We start from the raw sequence: 19,713 nt of genomic DNA, 5'->3' as shown, positions 1-19,713 counted from the left end.
GAAAATAGCCTAAAAGAAAAACTTTTAGGAGTACATTATCTTTCCAACGGTTTGATCTTAGAGCAAACTAAAATGAGTAGCAATGCTAAAACGCGAACCTTTTTTTTTAATTCTACTTCTTGTGATAGCTGCCGCGCTTCAATTGCTATTCTTTGGCGCTTCGGGTTTTAGTGTAGAAAAAACTACGGATATCAACATTGGCGACACCTATTATGTAGTTTCTGTTCTATACATTTTCCCGGGAATATTGTGCCTTTTACTTTTTTTAGGGAACGGATTAAAACTCTTAATTCAGAAAAAAATAGAAATCGCAACAGTGCTTTTCTTTATTATTGCTTCTGGAGTACTCCTGGTATTCTGCACTCAATTTTTGAGTGCTTTACATGAAATGCAGTCCGCAGATGAAGCTACGACTGTGCTTATCAAAATAGTCAACAGCATCAGATTATTTGTAGCGCTCGTAGCAGGTATCACTTTAGTTTTCATCGGAAAAAAAATATACAAGCGCTTATCTAATTCATGAGTAGTAAACTTCAGACTCCTATAGATTACCTCAAAGGCGTTGGCCCCAACCGGGCTAATTTGTTGCGCTCAGAATTGGGGATCCATACGTATCAGGATTTGCTCAATCTTTTTCCTAATCGTTATATTGACAAAACGCATTATTACACGGTTAGTCAGTTGCAACCTACCAGCGCCGATGTACAGATTATTGGCAAAGTCACGCATATCAAAACCGCAGGAGAAGGAAGATCAAAACGCTTGGTCGCAACCTTTATCGATCAAACCGGCGCTATGGAACTGGTGTGGTTCAAGGGGTTAAAATGGATACGAGAAAGCCTAAAAATAAACGTGCCCTATGTCGCCTTTGGAAAAGTGCAACGTTTTGGAAGCTCCTACTCTATTGCGCACCCTGATCTTGAATTGCTTGAAGAACATAAAAAAGGCCTGCGCATTGCGATGCAACCGGTTTACCCTTCAACCGAAAAACTAAGCAACAAGGGCATTACCAATCGTGTGATGAATGGCTTGATGCAAACGCTGTTTCAGGAAGTGCATAAGAGTATCGAAGAATCCCTTTCTGAATCCATAAGAAATACATTGAAGTTGATTTCGCGTCGGGAGGCCTATCTTAATATTCACTTTCCGCAGCAGCAAGAAAAACTGGCAAAGGCGCAATTTCGACTCAAATTTGAAGAACTCTTTTTTATTCAGTTGCAGCTTTTAGTAAAAAATCAATTGCATAAACAAAAAATTAAAGGCTATGCTTTTGAGGAAATCGGAGACTATTTTACCACTTTTTATAATAATTATTTACCTTTTAAACTCACGAGCGCTCAAAAACGAGTAGTTAAAGAAATTCGTAACGATCTGGGAAAACCTGCACAGATGAATCGCCTGCTTCAGGGAGATGTAGGAAGCGGTAAAACCATCGTTGCCCTGATGACGATGCTGATCGCGCTTGACAACAATTTTCAAGCCTGTCTTATGGCTCCTACCGAGATTTTGGCCATTCAGCATTTTCAGGGAATCAGTGAATTGTGCGAAAAACTAAATATTAAAATCGCGCTGCTTACCGGTTCGTCAAAGACCAAAGAACGCCGTGAAATTCATGAAAGTTTAGAAGATGGCAGCCTGAATATTTTAATAGGAACACACGCGCTGCTTGAAGATAAAGTAAAGTTTAAAAATCTGGGACTTGCCGTTATTGATGAGCAACACCGCTTTGGTGTAGCGCAACGTAGCAAGCTTTGGCACAAAAATGAACTGCCGCCGCATATTTTGATAATGACAGCAACCCCCATTCCGCGTACGTTAGCGATGAGTGTTTATGGTGATCTTGATGTTTCGGTGATCGATGAGTTACCTCCCGGAAGAAAAGCCATTAAAACCGTGCATCGCTATGATAACAACCGATTAAAGGTTTTCGGTTTTATACGAGATGAGATCAAAAAAGGCCGACAGATCTATGTGGTCTACCCGCTTATTCAAGAAAGTGAAGCGCTGGACTACAAAGATCTGATGGATGGCTATGAAAGTATCGCAAGAGAATTCCCGATGCCCGATTATCAAATCTCGATCGTTCACGGACAAATGAAACCTGCAGACAAAGATTATGAGATGAACCGCTTTGTAAACGGTGAAACGCAAATTATGGTCGCCACTACCGTGATCGAAGTGGGTGTAAATGTGCCCAATGCTTCGGTGATGATCATAGAAAGTGCAGAGCGTTTTGGGCTGTCACAACTTCATCAATTACGTGGACGCGTGGGGCGCGGTGCAGACCAGAGTTATTGTATTTTGATGACCGGTCATAAACTTTCTGAAGATTCAAAAACCCGCCTACAAACGATGACACAAACCAATGACGGTTTTGAGATCGCCGAAGTAGATCTAAAACTACGCGGTCCCGGCGATATTATGGGCACGCAACAAAGCGGGGTGCTTAACCTTAAAATCGCTGATATTGTGAAGGATAACGAAGTTATGAAAATAGCACGCAATTATGCTTCTGCATTGCTTAAAGAAGATCCGCAATTGGCACAGCCCGAAAATTTATCCATACGCAAAACCTATGCGCAGGTCATGAAATTCAAAAATATCTGGAACTATATTTCCTAACACCTTCAAGATTTTTCTGTTGAAAAACACGGTAGATAATGTCGTGATTAACCCTAAGTATTTGAGTAAAAAAGCAGGGTAAATAGTATATTTGCCCTTTCAAAAATATAAGAATGCAAATAAGCTACAACTGGTTAAAACAGTTTATTAATATTGATTGGGAAGCCGAAAAAACCGGTAATTTATTGACAGACTTAGGTCTTGAAGTTGAAGGTATAGAAGCTTTTCAAAGTGTAAAAGGAGGATTAAAAGGTATTGTAGTTGGGCACGTGCTTACGTGTGTCAAACACCCCAATGCTGACCGTTTAAAACTTACCACTGTAGATCTTGGTGATGGTGAACCGGTACAAATCGTATGCGGAGCACCCAATGTTGACGCCGGTCAAAAAGTTCCTGTAGCAACTGTGGGTACAACGCTTTATGATGATAAAGGTGAGCCTTGGAAAATTAAAAAAGGAAAGATTCGCGGGGAAGTAAGTAATGGAATGATTTGCGCTGAAGACGAACTTGGTCTGGGCGAAAGTCACGATGGAATTATGATCTTAGAAGAAGATCTAAAACCGGGGACTCCGCTTGCTAAAATCTTTGAAGTTGAAGATGATTATGTTTTTGAAATTGGCTTGACCCCCAACCGTGCAGATGCGATGAGTCATATGGGTACCGCGCGCGATTTACGTGCAGGACTTATTCAGTCTGGTGTGCATCCTGAATTCATCACGCCTTCTACGAGTTCGTTTAGAATTGATAACCGCACCCAAAAAATAAGCGTGCAGGTTTTAAATAATGAAAAAGCACCGCGCTATTGCGGAATCACCTTAAGCGGTTTAACCGTAAAAGAATCACCGGCCTGGATTCAAAACAGGCTTAAAGCGATAGGACTTACCCCAAAAAATAATATCGTTGATATCACCAACTATGTGTTGCACGAACTAGGGCAACCGCTTCACGCTTTTGACTTGGCAAAAATTGCCGGAAAGCAGATCAATGTTAAAACGGTAGCTGCAGGTACAAAATTCACTACTCTTGACGGTATTGAGCGTGAACTGCACGAGGAAGATCTGATGATTTGCGATGCTGAAAAACCTATGTGTATCGCCGGTGTTTTTGGCGGTGAGCATAGCGGTGTAACTGAAGAAACGACTTCTATATTTTTAGAAAGTGCCTATTTTGACCCTGTAAGCATACGTAAAACTGCAAAGCGCCACGCACTTAATACCGATGCCTCTTTTAGATTTGAGCGCGGTATTGATCCAAATATTACAGAATATGCTTTAATACGTGCCGTTTTGTTAATTCAAGAGTGTGCCGGTGGCGAAGTAACAAGTGACGTGGTGGATTTCTATCCTAAAAAGATTGAAGATCATCAAGTAGTGCTCAATTTTGATCGTGCTGAAAAACTCATTGGAGAAGCAATCCCAAAAGAAACCATAAAATCTATTTTGTCTTCTCTAGATATCAAGATCAATAATATTACAGAATCCGGTATTGGGATGACCATCCCTGCATACCGTAATGATGTGACCCGTGAGGTAGATGTTATTGAAGAAATTTTACGCGTTTACGGCTACAACAAAATTCAATTTAAGTCAAAGCTTAATGCTTCGGTTTCAAAAAGCAGCCGCTTTGCAGATCATAAAATTCAGCAAGTAACCGGTACGCTATTGGCGTCGTTAGGATTTAACGAAATCCTGAACAATTCTCTGACCTCTCCGGTGTACGCTTCTTTAAACGATGCTTTTAAAGAAGATTATAACGTAACGATGCTGAATCCGCTGAGTACTGATCTTTCGGTAATGCGTCAATCCTTACTATTTAGCGGATTAGAAGTTGTGGCTTTTAACAGCAACCGCAGACAACCGGATTTAAAACTTTTTGAATTCGGAAAAAGCTACCATAATTTCCCGGGTGGCCGTGAAGAATATAAGCATTTAACGCTGCTTTTAAGCGGAAAGCAAAATGCCGAAAACTGGTTTCAGCAACAACAAAACACTACATTCTTTGATTTAAAAGGAAGTGTTGAAGCTCTGCTTTCAAGATTAGGTATTGCCCAGTGGAAGGTAAAACCGGTAAAAGATGCTCAATTTTCTGAAGGGTTAGAGTACACTGTACAGAAAAAGCAAGTGGTTTCTTTTGGCTTGGTTTCTAAAGCTATTCGTAAGCATTTTGATATTGAGCAAGAAGTCCTATTTGCTGATTTTAATTGGGATACCATTTTAGATCTGGTTCAACAGAATTCGATCAAATTTGTGCCAATACCTAAAAATCCGGCGGTACGACGTGATTTTGCCTTGCTTTTAGATCAGGAAGTGACCTTTGATCAGATTTACCAAGAAGCTTTTACAGTAGAGAAAAAACTACTGCAAAATGTAGCCTTGTTTGATGTGTATGAGGGTAAAAACCTTCCGGAAGGGAAAAAGAGTTATGCTGTGAGTTTTACGCTTCAGGACGAACACAAAACCCTAACTGATAAAGAAATTGATAAAATCATGAACAAGTTGCAGCAGCGCTTTGAGAAAAGCTTAAACGCTGAATTGCGCTAGATTTTTTAGCATTTCGCGTGTTGTGCTTTAGTCTTCAAATAGTTAACTTTAAGACTTAAAAAGAAGAATGATGCTGTTAAAAAGAACCAACATTCACGAAAAATTGCTTCGTGAACAACGTCTAAACACCAATGCCGGAGAATCAAAAATCATAAACTGGGTTAATCAATTTCTTAAGAACACACCCGCTAACAATGCGCGTATTTTAGACAAGCTCAAGCAACAAAACAGCGATGCTTCGGCAACGGCTTTTGTTTTTGACAAGCTTGATTCAGAACGCATATTTCACGAAAAAAGCATTAAAAGAATTTGCGTGGACTACAGGCTTCGGTTTTTAGACACGCATTTTTTTAAAGGAACCTATCCTCAGGAAGCTCTTGACGAAATCAAACATCTGGAAGAAGCACATGAAACCAGCCTTTCTAACTTTAAAATAATGGCTCCGTCAAAAATGTTTGTCTTGAGCAAAACAGACGATCCGCTCTTATTTGCACCAATGGGTAATGGGTATTTTTATCTTATTCATAAATGGGGCAATGACCTGCACCCGTTACGCAAATTGCTAATGTGGCCTTTTAAAACTTTTGAAACGCTGGTTTTTACCATTATGCTTTCGAGTATTTTAGCTACGGTATTAGTTCCTAACGGTATGTTTGCGCCGGAGCAAAGCTTAAGTCAAGACGTGATGGTTTTCTTTTTTATGTTTAAATCTATCGCCGCTGTGGTGATCTACTACGGCTTTGCGTTGGGAAAAAACTTCAACACCGCCATCTGGAAGTGTCAATATGATAAAGCACAATGATTAAAGATTCAAAGTATGAGCGTGTCTATACAGGCTCTGAAATCAATGTAAACCACCTAAAATCACAACTGGAAGATGCCGGTATCAGCAGCGTCGTTCGCAATGATCACGAGAGTGCCATACGTGCCGGTTTTGGCAGTGACTATGATCGCGGCGTATTATTATTTGTAGAAAAGGATAACCTATTAAGAGCTAAACATATTATCGAAAAATCCACTTCAGAACCTAAGTTCACCGATGCCGAATTAGAAGAGCAGGCTACGCAAAGCCGCTTGAAAGAGCAAACCACTGAGCGTAAAGGCGAGCGGCCATTAATTCAAAAAGAAGAAAAGCCGAAGCGCTCTTTTTTCAATCTCGCATTAAATGCCGGTTTACTTATTTATTCGCTATGGCGCTTGTATCCGCTCACTCAAGGAGAAGAATTGCCCACTTATCGTATACTCTTGAGTAGTTTTATTGCAGTTTTCTGCGGTTATACGCTCGTACGATATTTCATAAAAAAGTAAGAACAGACGTTCTTTTAAAACAAAAAAGATCCGTGGTTTGTACCACGGATCTTTTTTTTCTTATTCAGCTGATAGCTTACGCTTCTACAGCGTACATCTGCTCGCGTTGCTCTTTTATCTTAGGATCATTCATATACTCATCAAACGTAAGATAACGGTCTATTGCACCTTTTGGAGTTAATTCAACAATACGATTACCTACTGTTTGCGCGAACTCGTGATCACTCGTAGTCAACAAAATAGTCCCTTTAAAGTTCTTTAGACTGTTATTGATCGCCGTGATCGATTCAAGATCCAAATGGTTAGTAGGTTCATCAAACATCAATACGTTTGCGCGCTGCATCATCATTCGGCTTAACATACAACGTACTTTTTCACCCCCTGACAACACATTTGAAGTTTTGAGCGCTTCTTCTCCCGAAAAGATCATTTTCCCTAAGAAACCTCTCAAATAAACTTCTTCACGCTCCTGTTCGGTTTTTGCATATTGACGCAACCAGTCTACTAGGGTCAATTCGTTATCAAAAAATTCTTGATTATCCACCGGTAGATAAGACTGATTCGTAGTCACCCCCCACTCATACTTTCCTTCTAGCACATTTTGCTTACCGTTTAGGATCTCATAAAATGCAGTGGTTGCCCTACTGTCTTTAGAATATACTACAACTTTATCACCCTTAGCTAGGTTGAGATTCACGTTTTTAAACAAAACTTCTCCATCAATAGAAGATGCTAGTTTCTCCACATTTAAAATCTGATCTCCTGCTTCGCGCTCACGCTCAAAAATAATTGCAGGGTATCTTCGGCTAGATGGCTTGATCTCATTTACATTAAGCTTATCAATCATTTTTTTACGCGACGTTGCCTGCTTACTCTTTGCTACGTTTGCACTAAAACGACGAATAAACTCCTCAAGCTCCTTTTTCTTTTCTTCAGCCTTCTTGTTTTGTTGCGCGCGTTGACGAGCAGCCAATTGAGAAGACTCATACCAGAAAGTATAATTTCCGCTGAAATGCGAAATCTTTCCAAAATCTATATCAGAAATATGAGTACATACCGCATCTAAAAAGTGACGGTCGTGAGATACCACAATGACGCAGTTGTCGTAATTCGCCAAGAAATTCTCTAACCAGTTGATCGTTTCATAATCAAGGTCGTTAGTAGGCTCATCCATAATCAACACATCTGGATTTCCAAAAAGTGCCTGCGCCAAAAGAACACGTACCTTTTGCTTACCGTCAAGATCCTTTACCAGACTGTAATGCAAATCTTCGGTTATCCCTAGATTTGATAATAAAGCCGCAGCATCACTGTCTGCATTCCACCCATTCATCTCTTCAAACTCTACTTGAAGCTCCCCGATACGCTCAGCATTTTCGTCTGAATAATCAGCATACAGCGCATCAATTTCCGTCTTGATCTTAAATAAGGGCTTGTTCCCCATCAAAACTGTTTCTAAAACAGTATGCTCATCGTAAGCATAGTGATCTTGCTCTAAAACCGACATTCTTTTGCCCGGCTCCAAGTGCACGTGACCACTTGTAGGATCTTCTTTGCCCGAAATAATTTTTAGAAATGTAGATTTTCCTGCACCATTTGCACCTATAATTCCATAGCAATTGCCTTGAGTGAACGAGACATTGACTTCGTCAAACAATACGCGTTTTCCAAACTGTACAGATAAATTTGATACTGATAACATATGCTTAAAGCCTGATTTTATTGTGATTTGCAAAAGTACAGCTATTACCGTAAAACAAGAAACATTAACTTTTTAATATTGTGATTTAACGTGCAATTAACAGCCTAGATTAATCGCCACTTATACATTTGAGCAATTTTTAAAAATTAACCTATTGCATTACCTCTATCTCAATCTTTTATGAGCGTTAAGCTACTTTTAGCCACCTTTCTATCCCTATCGTTACTAGGTTGCTCTGAGCAAACGCATAAAGCAAAATCCGGAACGTATCTGGGAGGAGAAATCGTAAATCCCACTTCTAATTTTGTGCTCCTGCGCAAGAACGACAGACTTATTGACAGCATTAAGTTAGATCAAAACAACCGTTTTTTATACAAGATTGAAAATCCACAAGAGGGACTCTATCAAATATTTCATAACGAAGGGCAAATAATATTTATCGAGCCCAACGACAGTTTAATGTTACGGGTGAACACCTACGAGTTTGATGAAACTTTGACCTTTTCAGGTTTTGGTGCACCGCGCAATAACTTACTGGTCGAACTTTTCTTGCTTAATGAACACGAGAATGAGCTCATGCTTCAGGATGAGATTTATCAGCAAGACCCGGAAACCTTTAGCAAAAGCATCGCCTTACTCAAGGCAGAGCGTGAGAAGATTCTACAAGACTTTTTAAAGAAAAATGAAGCAGATGCCTATTTTGAAAAAATAGCTGAAACCGTAGTGAATTACGATTTTTACGCGCGTAAAGAAGTTTACCCGATGTCACATTTTGGTGTAGACCGGGTAGCATTTTTAGAAAGTCTTCCGCAGCCGTTTTTCGATTATAGAAAGGACGCAGATTTTAATGATGCGAGCCTGTTAGAGCTTTATAGTTATCAGCGTTTTTTGATCAATTATTTCAATCAGGCAGCCTTTAAAGATTATTATAAGCAAGAGGCCTACGACCCGTTATCCTTTACACATAATTTGCACAAGTTGCGATTGATTGATTCCCAAATCGACAATGACTCTGTTGAAAGCTTTCTACTAACCAGAACCATACGCGATTACCTGGCAAACAGTAACGACAAAAAAGGTGGACAAACCTTGTATGACATGTATATGGAGCGCATCGCTTCTAAAGATGACAAGGTGATTATACAGGAACTATACGAATCCAATAAGAATATAGAGACTGGTAAGCGTATCCCTAACGAAAAACTGGTAAATTTTGATAATGACACTTTAAGTTTTGAACGTATCATCACTAAACCTACGTTTATTTTCTTCTGGTCATCTTCCAGAAAGTCTCACGCCATCAGAGCACAGAAACTTGCCTCTTCACTACAACAAAAATATCCTGAGTACTCTTACCTCGCCATAAATGTCAATGATATTTATGACAATTGGCAGAACACGGTTTCTCGTTATAATTTTGATAGTGCAAAGCAGTATTATTTTAAAGATTCTTTTGATGAATTAGCAGAAGATCTTGCGCTAAACAGCTTGCTGAAAACATTTATTGTAGACCGCAATGGGATTATCATCAACGCGCACGCTAATATATTCAGCTCTAACTTTGAGCAAGAACTTTTAGAAGCATTGAATCAATAGCGCATATTGGATCACACAAGTGAACATTTGAAATAGTCAATTTAAAGGTCTTACAGCCTTTAAAGAACATTCATAAAAAAAGCCTGCGTGATGCAGGCTTTTCTAATATATCTTAAAGCTAGGATTAGCTATTTCCTTTCTTATAATCTGCTAAGAATTTCTCTAAACCAATATCAGTTAAAGGGTGTTTTAATAAACCTTCAATAGAGCTTAATGGTCCGGTCATAACATCTGATCCTAATTTAGCGCAATCAATTACGTGCATAGTGTGACGTACAGATGCTGCTAAAATTTGTGTTTCAAACGCATAGTTATCATAAACCAAACGAATATCTGAAATCAATAGAAGTCCGTCTGTTGAGATATCATCTAGACGTCCTAAGAATGGTGATACGTAAGTAGCTCCAGCTTTAGCAGCAAGCAACGCCTGCCCTACTGAAAATACTAATGTACAGTTAGTTCTTATTCCTTTATCGCTAAAGTATTTTAAAGCTTTAATACCATCTTTGATCATTGGTATCTTAACTACGATCTGCTCGTGAAGTGCTGCTAACTCTTCACCTTCTTTGATCATTCCGTCAATGTCAGTAGCAATAACTTCTGCACTTACATCACCGTCAACTAAGTTACAGATGTCAACATAGTGTTTTAAAATATTTTCTCTCCCGGTAATACCTTCTTTGGCCATCAAAGATGGATTAGTAGTTACCCCGTCAAGAACACCTAGTTCTTGAGCTTCTTTAATCTGATCAAGATTTGCTGTATCAATAAAAAATTTCATGTGAAGAATTTAGATTATCTAATATTTGTTGTTCAAAATTACGCAATATAATCGTTAATATTTAAGAACAAGACGTTTAAAACCTGTTAAGTGTTGATTTTACACTAAATTAACCTTCAATCTACAATTTATAGTGATTGAGCAGCAAACGCTCATAGATTTTGTTCGGCAGCACACCTTTGAGAAAAACCGAAATCTTTTGCATAAATGCACCTACTTTGTAATGCACTTTAGGTTCTTTTTCGGTAATAATTGAATAAACAGCTTTACCCATTTTCTGAGGATCCTCACCGTGATCTACGTGCTCGTCCATTAAAGCGAGTGATTTGCCGTAGTTTTCTTTATACGGTGAAGTTTCCTTTAAGGGTGCGTGATAGCGCCCGGAAGCAATATTCGTCGCAAAATCTCCGGGAGCTACATTGGTGAGTTTTATATTAAACTCTTTTAATTCCATTCTTAAAGCTTCGGTAGTCAAACCTAACGCGCCTTTAGTTGCAGAATACGCGCTACGATACGGCAGCCCCATATAACCCGCAATAGACGTAACGTTAATGATGAGTCCGCTGCGCCGCTCACGCATTGCAGGTAAAACCGCTTTAATGACTTTTAACGGACCAAAATAATTTGTTTCAAAAATAGATTTGAGCTCTTCCTCCGGAATTTCTTCTAAAGGACCGGTAATTCCCTTTCCGGCATTATTGATAAGTACATCAATGCGCGACTCTTTGGCGAGCACTGCAGCTACCGCAGCTTTAACCGTTTCACCTTGTGTTACATCTAAGGCAAGAAAATGCACCCCATTTACGAGTTCATTTTTGGGGTTTCGGCTTGTGCCATAAACGATAAAACCTTTGGTAACTAAAAATTCTGCGATAGATTTCCCGATTCCTGAAGAGGCTCCTGTGATCAAGACTACTTGAGACATATTAATAATTTAGAGCGGGGAAAATACGTAATATTAGGGCATAAAAAAAGGCAAGCTACCTACATCACACCGCTACGACCATCTACCCTTGCTGCGTTCCCGCCCTGGGGGAATTCGACAGGAGCTGGTTGTGTAGGACTTGCCGGCTGCAAATATACAGCAATAGAACAGTATACCAAACGTTTTTTAAACTGAATTTATTGATTTAACTTGACCACAAAATTTAAAATTCCATGCGCATTTATAACCTTCTCGCTGTCTTTATTTTAAGCCTTACCTTACTGGCTTGCGGCAACGGAAAAGATTTAAGTAAAAGTTTTAAACTCACCCTAAATAAGGCCGAAAACAGTCTTAAAAACGGCGATCAGGTAAGCATAAGTCTGAAATCAAAAGGAGAAATCCCCATCGATTCTGTGATTTATAAACTGGATGGTGCAGTCTTAGGAACCAAAACAGATTTAAGTCCTTTGGAGATCGCTTTTGACGTAACTAAATTAGGAGCCAAAAAATTGAGTGCGCAGGTCTATGCCGAAGGAAAACATGCCACGCTAAATTCTAAACTCACCTTTTTAGCTTCTGAAACTCCTACGTTATATACCTATGAGATTGTCAATACCTACCCACATGATAGAAGTTCGTACACACAAGGTTTAGAATTTCACGATAACATCTTATATGAAAGCGTGGGAGAATATGGTGAATCTGGTCTGCTCAAAACCGAATTAGAAACCGGAAAAATCTTGGAGCGCAAAGATCTTGAGAAAAAATATTTCGCCGAAGGCTTAACGGTGATCAACAACCAACTTGTTCAATTGACTTGGCGTGAGAATGTAGGTTTTGTGTATGACTTGAATAGTTTTGAAAAAACCGACACCTTTAATTACGGAAAAAGCAAAGAAGGTTGGGGATTGTGTAATGACGGTCAGGTGATCTATAAATCTGACGGCACCGAAAAAATATGGCTGCTTGACCCGGAAACTTTTGCTGAACAAGAGTATATTCAGGTTGTAGATTCTAAAAAACTACGCTCTAAATACAACGAACTGGAGTGGGTAGATGGTAAGATCTACGCTAATAGTTATCAGTTTGATAGCATTTCAATAATTAATCCAACATCGGGAGCGATCGAGGGTGTGGTAGATTTACGCCCACTTAAAAAAGAAATCAGCTCCATTACCGATGCTGATAACGAAGTGCTTAATGGTATTGCATACAACTCAGCGACAAAGCAACTTTATGTTACCGGTAAACACTGGGACAAGCTGTTTGAAATTCGTTTGATTAAGAAATAACTACTTTGAAAAACCTGCTAAAATGTAGTCTTTTAAGTGCTCTTGTCGGTTTCGGGCTGCTCCTGCTTCATTCATGCAGAACAGATTTTGAACCCAGCTTAAGCACAGGTAATTTAGAATTCTCAAGAGATACTATTTTTTTAGACACGGTTTTTTCAAACATTGGTAGCAGCACCTATAGTTTTAAGGTTTACAACCGATCTAACGAACTGATTAGCATTCCTCAAGTACGACTCGCGCAAGGCGAAAATTCGCAATACCGGCTTAATATAGATGGAATTCCGGGAAAAACTTTTGAAAATGTAGAACTGCCTGCTAAAGACAGTATCTATGTTTTCGTGGAAACCACAGTTGACGCTTCACAGCAAGATGAAAATCAGTTTTTATACACAGATCAAATCCTTTTTGATTCTGGAGTTTACGAGCAGCAGGTAGCATTGGTCACCCTTATTCAAGACGCTATTTTTTTATATCCTGAACGGAATGCTCAAGGAATCAAAGAAACCTTGACTTTAGGCACCGATGAAGATGGCAACCCGATAACCATTGAAGGTTTTATTTTAGAAGAAGATCAACTTGTTTGGACGAATCAAAAACCTTATGTGATCTATGGCTATGCCGGTGTTGCAGGCGAACAAACCTTACGTATTGAAGCAGGAGCGCGTATTCATTTTCACGAAAATAGCGGGATCATACTGAGTAACGGCGCCAGGTTGGAAGCTGACGGAAGTTTAAGCCAAGATCCTGATCGTTTAGAAGGTGAGATCATTCTGGAAGGAGATCGGCTGGAGCCTGAATTTAGTGCTGTTCCCGGGCAATGGGGCACGCTGTGGTTCACCCCGGGAAGCACTGCACGTATGCAGCACGTTACAATTAAAAACAATGCGATTGGCATTTTGGCTGAGGGACATTCTAACACCAACACCCCTGACCACTACTTCAAAAATGTTCAGATTTATAACACGGCTTCGGTGGGGCTTTACGGCTTAAACGCATCCATTTTAGGAGAAAATCTCGTGATAGGAAATTCCGGAATTTCGAATTTTTGGGCTCGGCAAGGTGGAAGTTACGAGTTTGTACACAGTACATTTGCTAATTATTGGAATCAAAGTTTTAGAAATACGCCTTCGGTACAATTGTCGAATTTTTTAGAAACCGAAGACGAACTGTTGATCGCTGATCTTACTAAAGCCCAATTTACCAATTGTATCATCTACGGAAACGCAACAAAAGAATTAGGACTCGAAGCAGTAGATGCAGCAACATTTCAGTATAATTTTTCAAATAGCTTAGTGCGCTTTGAAGATCCCTTTGATGATTTTACTGCTAACCCTTTATATCAATTTTCTAACGAAACTTTGTACACCGATATACTTTTAAATGAAGACCCTAATTTTGAAAATACTTCTCTAAACAATTATAAAATCATCGCTCCTTCTGCCGCTAGGGCTTTGGGAAATGAAAGCGGTGCAATTCAGGTGCCCACAGACCTTTTAGGCATTGCCCGAGAAGAACACATAGACTCCGGAGCCTATCAAGCAACCGACAACGAAAATTAGTGTATGAATTATAAATACCTCTTACTAAGTCTTTTTTTTGCATACACTTCTATCTACGGGCAAGCCCCCGAACTTACCGCTGTGGGAGATCAAGTGTATTGTCCGTTGACTTCAATTCCTATTGCTACTGATTTTGAGCTTAATAATTCCGCAGGAACGGTGATCGATGCGCTTTACATTCAAATTTCTTCGGGCTATGAGCAAGGAAACGATTTTTTAGAGTTTCCCAACCTCAACCCCAATATCACGCAAAGTTTCAATGCAGCAGACGGAAAACTTACACTTCGTTTTTCTTCGACAATAACCAACGCTGAAATTATTGAGGCGGTTGAAGCAGTAACCTTTAGAAGTGATGACGCCTCGGTGAGCGGAAAAAAAGAGTTTTCTATCAGTATTGGTCAAGCCAATTACCTACCCTCATCTGATCATTATTATGAGTATGTACCTGCCAATCTCATTACTTGGCAAGATGCAAGGATAGCAGCACAAAACAGAACCTATTACGGTCTTCAAGGCTATCTCGCAACCATTACAACACTAGATGAAGCTGTTTTGTGCGGAGAACAAACTCAAGGTGCTGGCTGGATTGGCGGCACCGATGAAGCTGTAGAAGGCGTTTGGGAATGGGTTACAGGGCCAGAAGGTCTAGCTGGCGGTTTAGAATTTTGGAGAGGTGGCCCCGGCGGTAGCACCACAACTTTCGCATATTGGAATCCGGGAGAACCAAACAATACTAACGGTGGGGAAGACTATGCGCATATCACGGCACCGGGAGTTGGCATTGAAGGTTCTTGGAATGATTTAAGAACCACTGGAGAAACCAATCCGCTTTTTCAGGCAAAAGGATATATTGTTGAATATGGCGGAATGCCGGGTGATCCTGTATTAAAAATTGCAGCAGCTACTCAAATTCGCATTCCTGTCACTTCAGCTACCGGAGATTCGCGGTGTGGTCCCGGCGTTGTCACATTGGATGCGACTACAAATGCTGGTGAGTTGCACTGGTATGATAGTCAAAGTGGAGGAAATATTTTATTTACGGGCACTCAATTCACTCCAAATTTAACAAGTTCGCAAACCTTTTATGTTGCCGCAGAACCTGCAGGATGTACTTCCGGGAAAAGAAGAGCGGTTCAGGCAGAAATTCTCCCGGAGGTTGCAGCCCCCAATCAGATCACATTTTCTAATTGTGATGAAGATGGAACGCCTGATGGATTTGTAGATTTTAATTTACAACAAATCATTCCGTATTTAACAGCTGATCCTGCTGTTCAGGTAACCTTTTACAGCACGCGTTTTGACGCGGATACCAATTCTGGAAGTAATGTTTTGACAACGCCCTATAACAATGCTTCCGGCAATACAATTTATGCGTATATTTTCAATAGTGCGGGCTGTTCTGCAGTTTCTGAAGTGCAGCTACAGGTTTCCACCACCACTTTCCCCACTGGTTTTTTATACAATTTAACCAGCTGCGACACCGATGCTCAACAGGATGGTTTTATGGATTTTGACCTCAACGAAGCTTCTTCAGCAATGCTAAATGTGTTTCCGTCAGGGGCTAATCTTGAGGTTTCCTATTTCCGTTCTGAACAAGATGCACTCTTAGCTCAAAATGAAATAAGCACCGCTAGCTTCTACCGAAACGAGGTTGCTTATAATCAAATCCTATACGTGCGTGTTGAAGATCAAAATTCTGGCGGATGTTACGGAGTGGGTCCGCATTTAGAACTTCAGGTAGAAGCGCTCCCAATTTTTGATGTCGTTAATGAGGGCAAATTTTGCAGTAACGCGAGTTCGTTTACCTTAGAAACCGAAAATGCTCAAGGTGTTTATAATTACAGTTGGTATGATGCTTCAAACACACGCATAAGCACTTCGGCTCAAGTTACCGTTACCACTCCCGGAATTTATTCAGTCACCGCAACTACAACTTACGGTTGCATTTCTGAACCTAAGCAAATTGAAGTTATCGCTTCTGAAGCTGCGCTACTTGATCTAGAGAATATTGAAGTTATTCAGCAAAACGGGAGCAACAGTATACACATACGTGATTTAAGCCTGCTGGGAATTGGGGATTATGAATTTGCACTAGGCGATCCCATAGGTCCATATCAGACAGACCCGACATTTGACGATGTTGCTATTGGTTTACAAACCTTATATGTGCGTGACCAGAACGGTTGCGGAATAAGCAGTATTGAAATTCCTGTGCTAGGTTTCCCAAAGTATTTCACGCCAAACAATGATGGTTATCACGATACTTGGGGAGCGCAAGGTGTTGCTTCAAATGAATTTTCTGCGATTCAAATATTTATTTTTAATAGATTCGGAAAGCTCTTAAAAACGCTTTACGATTTCAATTCGAGCTGGGACGGCAGCACACGCGGTAGCAACCTTCCGGCCGACGATTATTGGTATAAAGTGCTTTTGACAAAAACAGACGGATCTCTTGTAAATTATCAAGGTCACGTAACATTAAAGCGCTAAATGAAAATGGATTCTCCAAATCAAATCGCTGTTTTTAGTTATGGCACCCTTCAAAATCCTGAAGTCCAAATGGAACTGTATCAGCGTGTGCTTGAAGGTCAACCTGATCGCCTTTCAGGTTATATTTTGGAAAGCATTAATCTTCCGGATTCTTCCTTCAATTATATCACCTACCCCATCGCAAAACCAAACGGTAATCCGCAGGATAGTGTTGAAGGTGTTGTTTTCTACTTATCAGAGCACGAATTAAAAATTACCGATGCTTATGAGAGTGAAGCTTATGAGCAATTCAAGATTAAATTAGATTCAGGTATCGAAGCGATCGTTTATCAAACTCCTGTTCGTTAATTTTTTCTTAAAAAATTATTTTGAATAATAGTCTTCTAATCAATCTTGATTCATTTTCAAGTCATTTGCGCCTCAATTTTCTAATTCTAAAATTCAATTGGTTTATATCACAGGCTGTTAGTCTAAAAAATTGACAATTTATCTAGGCTTTTAATCGACTTTCGGATTAACGTTCATTTTTATAGATGAACAACCACAAAATGCTGTTTTACAAAAGTTTAATTTCTGCTTGTTTAATTTTAAACTAGAAATCAGAATTTTATGAGCAGAACGCTACTCTTTTTCCTTTTTACAATGTGTGCCAACCTGAGTATTGGTCAAGCTTTAAGTCACTTAGATGGTACGGTGAACATCTCTTTAGAAGATGAAACCATCGATGCCACATACACATTAAGCAATCTACCTGTGGATACACAGACCTTGTCGTTTAGACTCAATGAGTTTATCAAGGTAAAATCGATCTCCCTAAATGGTGAGCGCATTGCTTCTAGCAAAGTTCCTCAAAACTGTACTGATTGTTTGATCTATACCGTTCTGGTAGGCTGCGAGGTGGTAATCACGCCACAATCTACACTTACGATTGTTACCGAGGGAAAGTTTAAAAATTTTGATAGCGAAGGCGGAGCAAAACGTTACAAAGGGCAATTAGTATATTCTAACGGTGTTCTAAGAGCGACCAATTCAGATAAATGGTATCCTGAGATCGTCAATAAATCGAGTAATATCTCAGATTATATGGATCCTTTTAATTACACCTATAGTATTACCGCTAATTGCGAAGATTGTGATAAAATTTATATAGGTAAAGGGCAACCGCAGCCCAGTGGGTCTAAATTTACAAATGCCCAGGCAGAAGGAGATTTAGTTTTGTTGGCCGGTAATCTTGAATACCAAACCGGAAAATATGCTAATTACATCAACGTTCCTCAAGAAGCCATCCCCGCACTTGAGGCTAAGTTTGCTAAAACGCGCGGATTTCTAGAAGAATTGACCCAAGTAGCACCTAACGACAAAGTAGTCTATGCGCAGGTGAGTTCGCCGGTGTATGGTAATGAATCTACATACAATACGATCATCAACACAGGAGCGCAAGTTGACGTTAAAAAAATAGACGATGCCATTGAAGAGGGTGACGCCTACTTTTATATGGCAAGTGCCTTTAAACCAGAAAGTCAGTTAGATCGTATGCTTCTTCAATCATTAGCGAAATATGTAAAACTGCGCTATCTGAAAAAATACAGCGTTGATCAATACAATAACCTAAACTCCTTCTTAGAAGGTAACACTTCTAATGCCGGTCTGGCTTCAGAGAGACGCGAACTTAGCGCGTTGCTTATTTCTCCTGAACAGTTTAAAATTTTGGAAAACGAAATCGGAGAGGCAGAAATGAATGCGTTCATCTCCAATGTTTTTCAGAATTTGAGAGTGGGTAAATTAAGTATTCAAGCTTTCTCAGATTCTTTCAAACAAATACAAATTCCAGAAAAGACTGAAAGATTTGCATCACTAGAAAATAGTCTTCGAACACAATTTGAATTGAGAGCGGAAACTCCAGAGGTAAAAGAAATCCTTACGCGTTGGTAAAAGAATAAAACAATTAACCAAAAAAAAGACCCGCAAGTTGCGGGTCTTTTCAGTTTTAATTGAGAAGATTCTCAAACTTCCCAAATTTGGTATTCATAACACTTAAAGCCTTAGAATAATTTAAAATGCGGTCAACCGTCTCTTGAGTCGGTTTTAAATTGTTGTCAAGCGCGCACGCTTTTTTTGAGTAAATGTTTTCCATTAAATGACGTTTGGTTAATAGTCCCTATATAACGCACACTTTCTGGATTTAGTCTATCTTAATTTGTTAAAACTATATTGTTTTTCTCAATCACTTTCCGCAGGTTGATCAGTGCATAACGCATACGACCTAGAGCGGTATTGATGCTCACATCAGTGCGCTCTGCTATCTCTTTAAAACTCATATCTTTATAGATGCGCATCATCAAAACATCGCGCTGATCTTCAGGAAGTTCGTCAATAAGCTTACGCACATCTTCTTCCACCTGATCTTTGATAATTCTTTTTTCAGCATTTAGATCTGGATCTCCTAAAACAGAAAAAATATTGAAGTCGCCCGTGTTATCAAATTTCGGCATTCGCTTATTCTTTCTAAAATGGTCTATAACCAGATTATGCGAAATACGCATTACCCAGGGTAAAAATTTACCCTCTTCATTATAACCACCGCGTTTTAGCGTGCGTATGACTTTGATAAAGGTGTCTTGAAAAATATCTTCGGTTACATCACGGTCATAAACCTTTGAATAAATAAAACTGTATACTCGTTGCTGATGTCTCGAAATTAATATAGAAAGTGCCGACTCGTCGCCTTTAATATAGCTGCTCACCAGAGTCGCGTCTGTAGTTAACATTTCTTCCATAAAATTACTTTTGTAGGTTAAAGTTGGCCTTAGGGCCGGTAAAAATTTTAAAAAGTAATTTTAAGGTATAGGCGTTCTGTTAATGTTAATACAAACCAAATATAACAACTTTCATTCCAAA

The 19,713-nt window shown here is 39.5% G+C and carries 16 protein-coding genes and 1 other RNA gene; 11 read left to right on the top strand and 6 right to left on the bottom strand.

Annotated elements, in window-relative coordinates:
- Positions 1 to 82: 82 nt before the first annotated feature.
- From HCN54_RS03300 to HCN54_RS03280, 5 genes are all read left to right on the top strand, one after another.
- The gene (locus HCN54_RS03300) at positions 83 to 523 is read left to right on the top strand and encodes a hypothetical protein (RefSeq protein WP_167596518.1); all 441 of its coding nucleotides are present in this window, start codon (positions 83 to 85) and stop codon (positions 521 to 523) included.
- Entirely contained in the window at positions 520 to 2,622 is a 2,103-nt protein-coding gene (recG, locus tag HCN54_RS03295; protein ID WP_167596517.1) for an ATP-dependent DNA helicase RecG, read from the top strand. Before HCN54_RS03300 ends, recG begins: the two co-directional genes overlap by 4 nt.
- A 113-nt stretch (positions 2,623 to 2,735) precedes the next feature.
- Entirely contained in the window at positions 2,736 to 5,162 is a 2,427-nt protein-coding gene (pheT, locus tag HCN54_RS03290) for a phenylalanine--tRNA ligase subunit beta (protein ID WP_167596516.1), read from the top strand.
- Positions 5,163 to 5,229: 67 nt separating this feature from the next.
- Positions 5,230 to 5,964 (top strand): hypothetical protein, encoded by a 735-nt coding sequence (locus HCN54_RS03285; RefSeq protein WP_167596515.1) that lies wholly within the window; start codon positions 5,230 to 5,232, stop codon positions 5,962 to 5,964.
- On the top strand, positions 5,961 to 6,470 hold the full coding sequence (locus tag HCN54_RS03280) for a putative signal transducing protein (protein WP_167596514.1): 510 nt from the start codon (positions 5,961 to 5,963) through the stop codon (positions 6,468 to 6,470). Before HCN54_RS03285 ends, HCN54_RS03280 begins: the two co-directional genes overlap by 4 nt.
- Positions 6,471 to 6,546: 76 nt before the next feature.
- Here the strand turns inward: HCN54_RS03280 and HCN54_RS03275 are convergent, their stop codons facing one another.
- Positions 6,547 to 8,172, bottom strand: coding sequence for an ABC-F family ATP-binding cassette domain-containing protein (locus HCN54_RS03275; RefSeq protein WP_167596513.1), 1,626 nt, complete (start codon positions 8,170 to 8,172; stop codon positions 6,547 to 6,549).
- 180 nt (positions 8,173 to 8,352) lie between these two features.
- On the opposite strand from HCN54_RS03275, the gene HCN54_RS03270 reads away from it, so the two are divergent.
- Positions 8,353 to 9,768, top strand: coding sequence for a TlpA family protein disulfide reductase (locus HCN54_RS03270; protein WP_167596512.1), 1,416 nt, complete (start codon positions 8,353 to 8,355; stop codon positions 9,766 to 9,768).
- Between the two features lie 124 nt (positions 9,769 to 9,892).
- Here the strand turns inward: HCN54_RS03270 and fsa are convergent, their stop codons facing one another.
- From fsa to ffs, 3 genes are all read right to left on the bottom strand, one after another.
- Positions 9,893 to 10,549, bottom strand: coding sequence for a fructose-6-phosphate aldolase (gene fsa / locus HCN54_RS03265; RefSeq protein WP_167596511.1), 657 nt, complete (start codon positions 10,547 to 10,549; stop codon positions 9,893 to 9,895).
- Between the two features lie 121 nt (positions 10,550 to 10,670).
- On the bottom strand, positions 10,671 to 11,474 hold the full coding sequence (locus HCN54_RS03260) for an SDR family oxidoreductase (RefSeq protein ID WP_167596510.1): 804 nt from the start codon (positions 11,472 to 11,474) through the stop codon (positions 10,671 to 10,673).
- A 45-nt stretch (positions 11,475 to 11,519) separates the two neighbouring features.
- An RNA gene (ffs, locus tag HCN54_RS03255) (signal recognition particle sRNA small type) lies at positions 11,520 to 11,619 on the bottom strand.
- A gap of 88 nt (positions 11,620 to 11,707) precedes the next feature.
- Here ffs and HCN54_RS03250 point away from each other — a divergent pair.
- The 5 genes from HCN54_RS03250 to HCN54_RS03230 all read left to right on the top strand — a co-directional run bounded on the left by HCN54_RS03250 (position 11,708) and on the right by HCN54_RS03230 (position 18,747).
- The gene (locus tag HCN54_RS03250) at positions 11,708 to 12,766 is read left to right on the top strand and encodes a glutaminyl-peptide cyclotransferase (RefSeq protein ID WP_167596509.1); all 1,059 of its coding nucleotides are present in this window, start codon (positions 11,708 to 11,710) and stop codon (positions 12,764 to 12,766) included.
- A gap of 5 nt (positions 12,767 to 12,771) precedes the next feature.
- Positions 12,772 to 14,325: a hypothetical protein gene (locus HCN54_RS03245; RefSeq protein WP_317172004.1), complete on the top strand. Its 1,554-nt coding sequence runs from the start codon at positions 12,772 to 12,774 to the stop codon at positions 14,323 to 14,325.
- Positions 14,326 to 14,328: 3 nt separating this feature from the next.
- Positions 14,329 to 16,815, top strand: a complete 2,487-nt coding sequence (locus HCN54_RS03240; protein ID WP_167596508.1) for a T9SS type B sorting domain-containing protein — start codon at positions 14,329 to 14,331, stop codon at positions 16,813 to 16,815.
- Positions 16,816 to 17,163, top strand: a complete 348-nt coding sequence (locus HCN54_RS03235) for a gamma-glutamylcyclotransferase family protein (RefSeq protein WP_167596507.1) — start codon at positions 16,816 to 16,818, stop codon at positions 17,161 to 17,163. It begins immediately after the preceding gene.
- 261 nt (positions 17,164 to 17,424) lie between these two features.
- Entirely contained in the window at positions 17,425 to 18,747 is a 1,323-nt protein-coding gene (locus HCN54_RS03230; protein WP_167596506.1) for a hypothetical protein, read from the top strand.
- A 55-nt stretch (positions 18,748 to 18,802) separates the two neighbouring features.
- Here the strand turns inward: HCN54_RS03230 and HCN54_RS03225 are convergent, their stop codons facing one another.
- Both HCN54_RS03225 and HCN54_RS03220 read right to left on the bottom strand, forming a co-directional pair.
- Positions 18,803 to 18,949, bottom strand: a complete 147-nt coding sequence (locus HCN54_RS03225) for a hypothetical protein (protein WP_164916945.1) — start codon at positions 18,947 to 18,949, stop codon at positions 18,803 to 18,805.
- A gap of 58 nt (positions 18,950 to 19,007) precedes the next feature.
- Positions 19,008 to 19,592 (bottom strand): RNA polymerase sigma factor, encoded by a 585-nt coding sequence (locus HCN54_RS03220; RefSeq protein ID WP_167596505.1) that lies wholly within the window; start codon positions 19,590 to 19,592, stop codon positions 19,008 to 19,010.
- Positions 19,593 to 19,713: the final 121 nt, after the last annotated feature.

The organism is Leeuwenhoekiella sp. ZYFB001 (assembly GCF_011784865.1).
In the GTDB taxonomy this organism is placed as follows: Bacteria; Bacteroidota; Bacteroidia; order Flavobacteriales; family Flavobacteriaceae; genus Leeuwenhoekiella; species Leeuwenhoekiella palythoae.
Note: the sequence above shows the minus strand (reverse complement) of the source record. Positions and strands in the feature narration are given on the sequence as shown.

Excerpts from the sequence above, each read along its gene's own strand:
- HCN54_RS03300 (WP_167596518.1), top strand. The coding sequence starts at position 83 with ATGCTAAAACGCGAACCTTTTTTTTTAATTCTACTTCTTGTGATAGCT.
- recG (WP_167596517.1), top strand. The coding sequence starts at position 520 with ATGAGTAGTAAACTTCAGACTCCTATAGATTACCTCAAAGGCGTTGGC.
- pheT (WP_167596516.1), top strand. The coding sequence starts at position 2,736 with ATGCAAATAAGCTACAACTGGTTAAAACAGTTTATTAATATTGATTGG.
- HCN54_RS03285 (WP_167596515.1), top strand. The coding sequence starts at position 5,230 with ATGATGCTGTTAAAAAGAACCAACATTCACGAAAAATTGCTTCGTGAA.
- HCN54_RS03280 (WP_167596514.1), top strand. The coding sequence starts at position 5,961 with ATGATTAAAGATTCAAAGTATGAGCGTGTCTATACAGGCTCTGAAATC.
- HCN54_RS03275 (WP_167596513.1), bottom strand. The coding sequence starts at position 8,172 with ATGTTATCAGTATCAAATTTATCTGTACAGTTTGGAAAACGCGTATTG.
- HCN54_RS03270 (WP_167596512.1), top strand. The coding sequence starts at position 8,353 with ATGAGCGTTAAGCTACTTTTAGCCACCTTTCTATCCCTATCGTTACTA.
- fsa (WP_167596511.1), bottom strand. The coding sequence starts at position 10,549 with ATGAAATTTTTTATTGATACAGCAAATCTTGATCAGATTAAAGAAGCT.
- HCN54_RS03260 (WP_167596510.1), bottom strand. The coding sequence starts at position 11,474 with ATGTCTCAAGTAGTCTTGATCACAGGAGCCTCTTCAGGAATCGGGAAA.
- HCN54_RS03250 (WP_167596509.1), top strand. The coding sequence starts at position 11,708 with ATGCGCATTTATAACCTTCTCGCTGTCTTTATTTTAAGCCTTACCTTA.
- HCN54_RS03240 (WP_167596508.1), top strand. The coding sequence starts at position 14,329 with ATGAATTATAAATACCTCTTACTAAGTCTTTTTTTTGCATACACTTCT.
- HCN54_RS03235 (WP_167596507.1), top strand. The coding sequence starts at position 16,816 with ATGAAAATGGATTCTCCAAATCAAATCGCTGTTTTTAGTTATGGCACC.
- HCN54_RS03230 (WP_167596506.1), top strand. The coding sequence starts at position 17,425 with ATGAGCAGAACGCTACTCTTTTTCCTTTTTACAATGTGTGCCAACCTG.
- HCN54_RS03225 (WP_164916945.1), bottom strand. The coding sequence starts at position 18,949 with ATGGAAAACATTTACTCAAAAAAAGCGTGCGCGCTTGACAACAATTTA.
- HCN54_RS03220 (WP_167596505.1), bottom strand. The coding sequence starts at position 19,592 with ATGGAAGAAATGTTAACTACAGACGCGACTCTGGTGAGCAGCTATATT.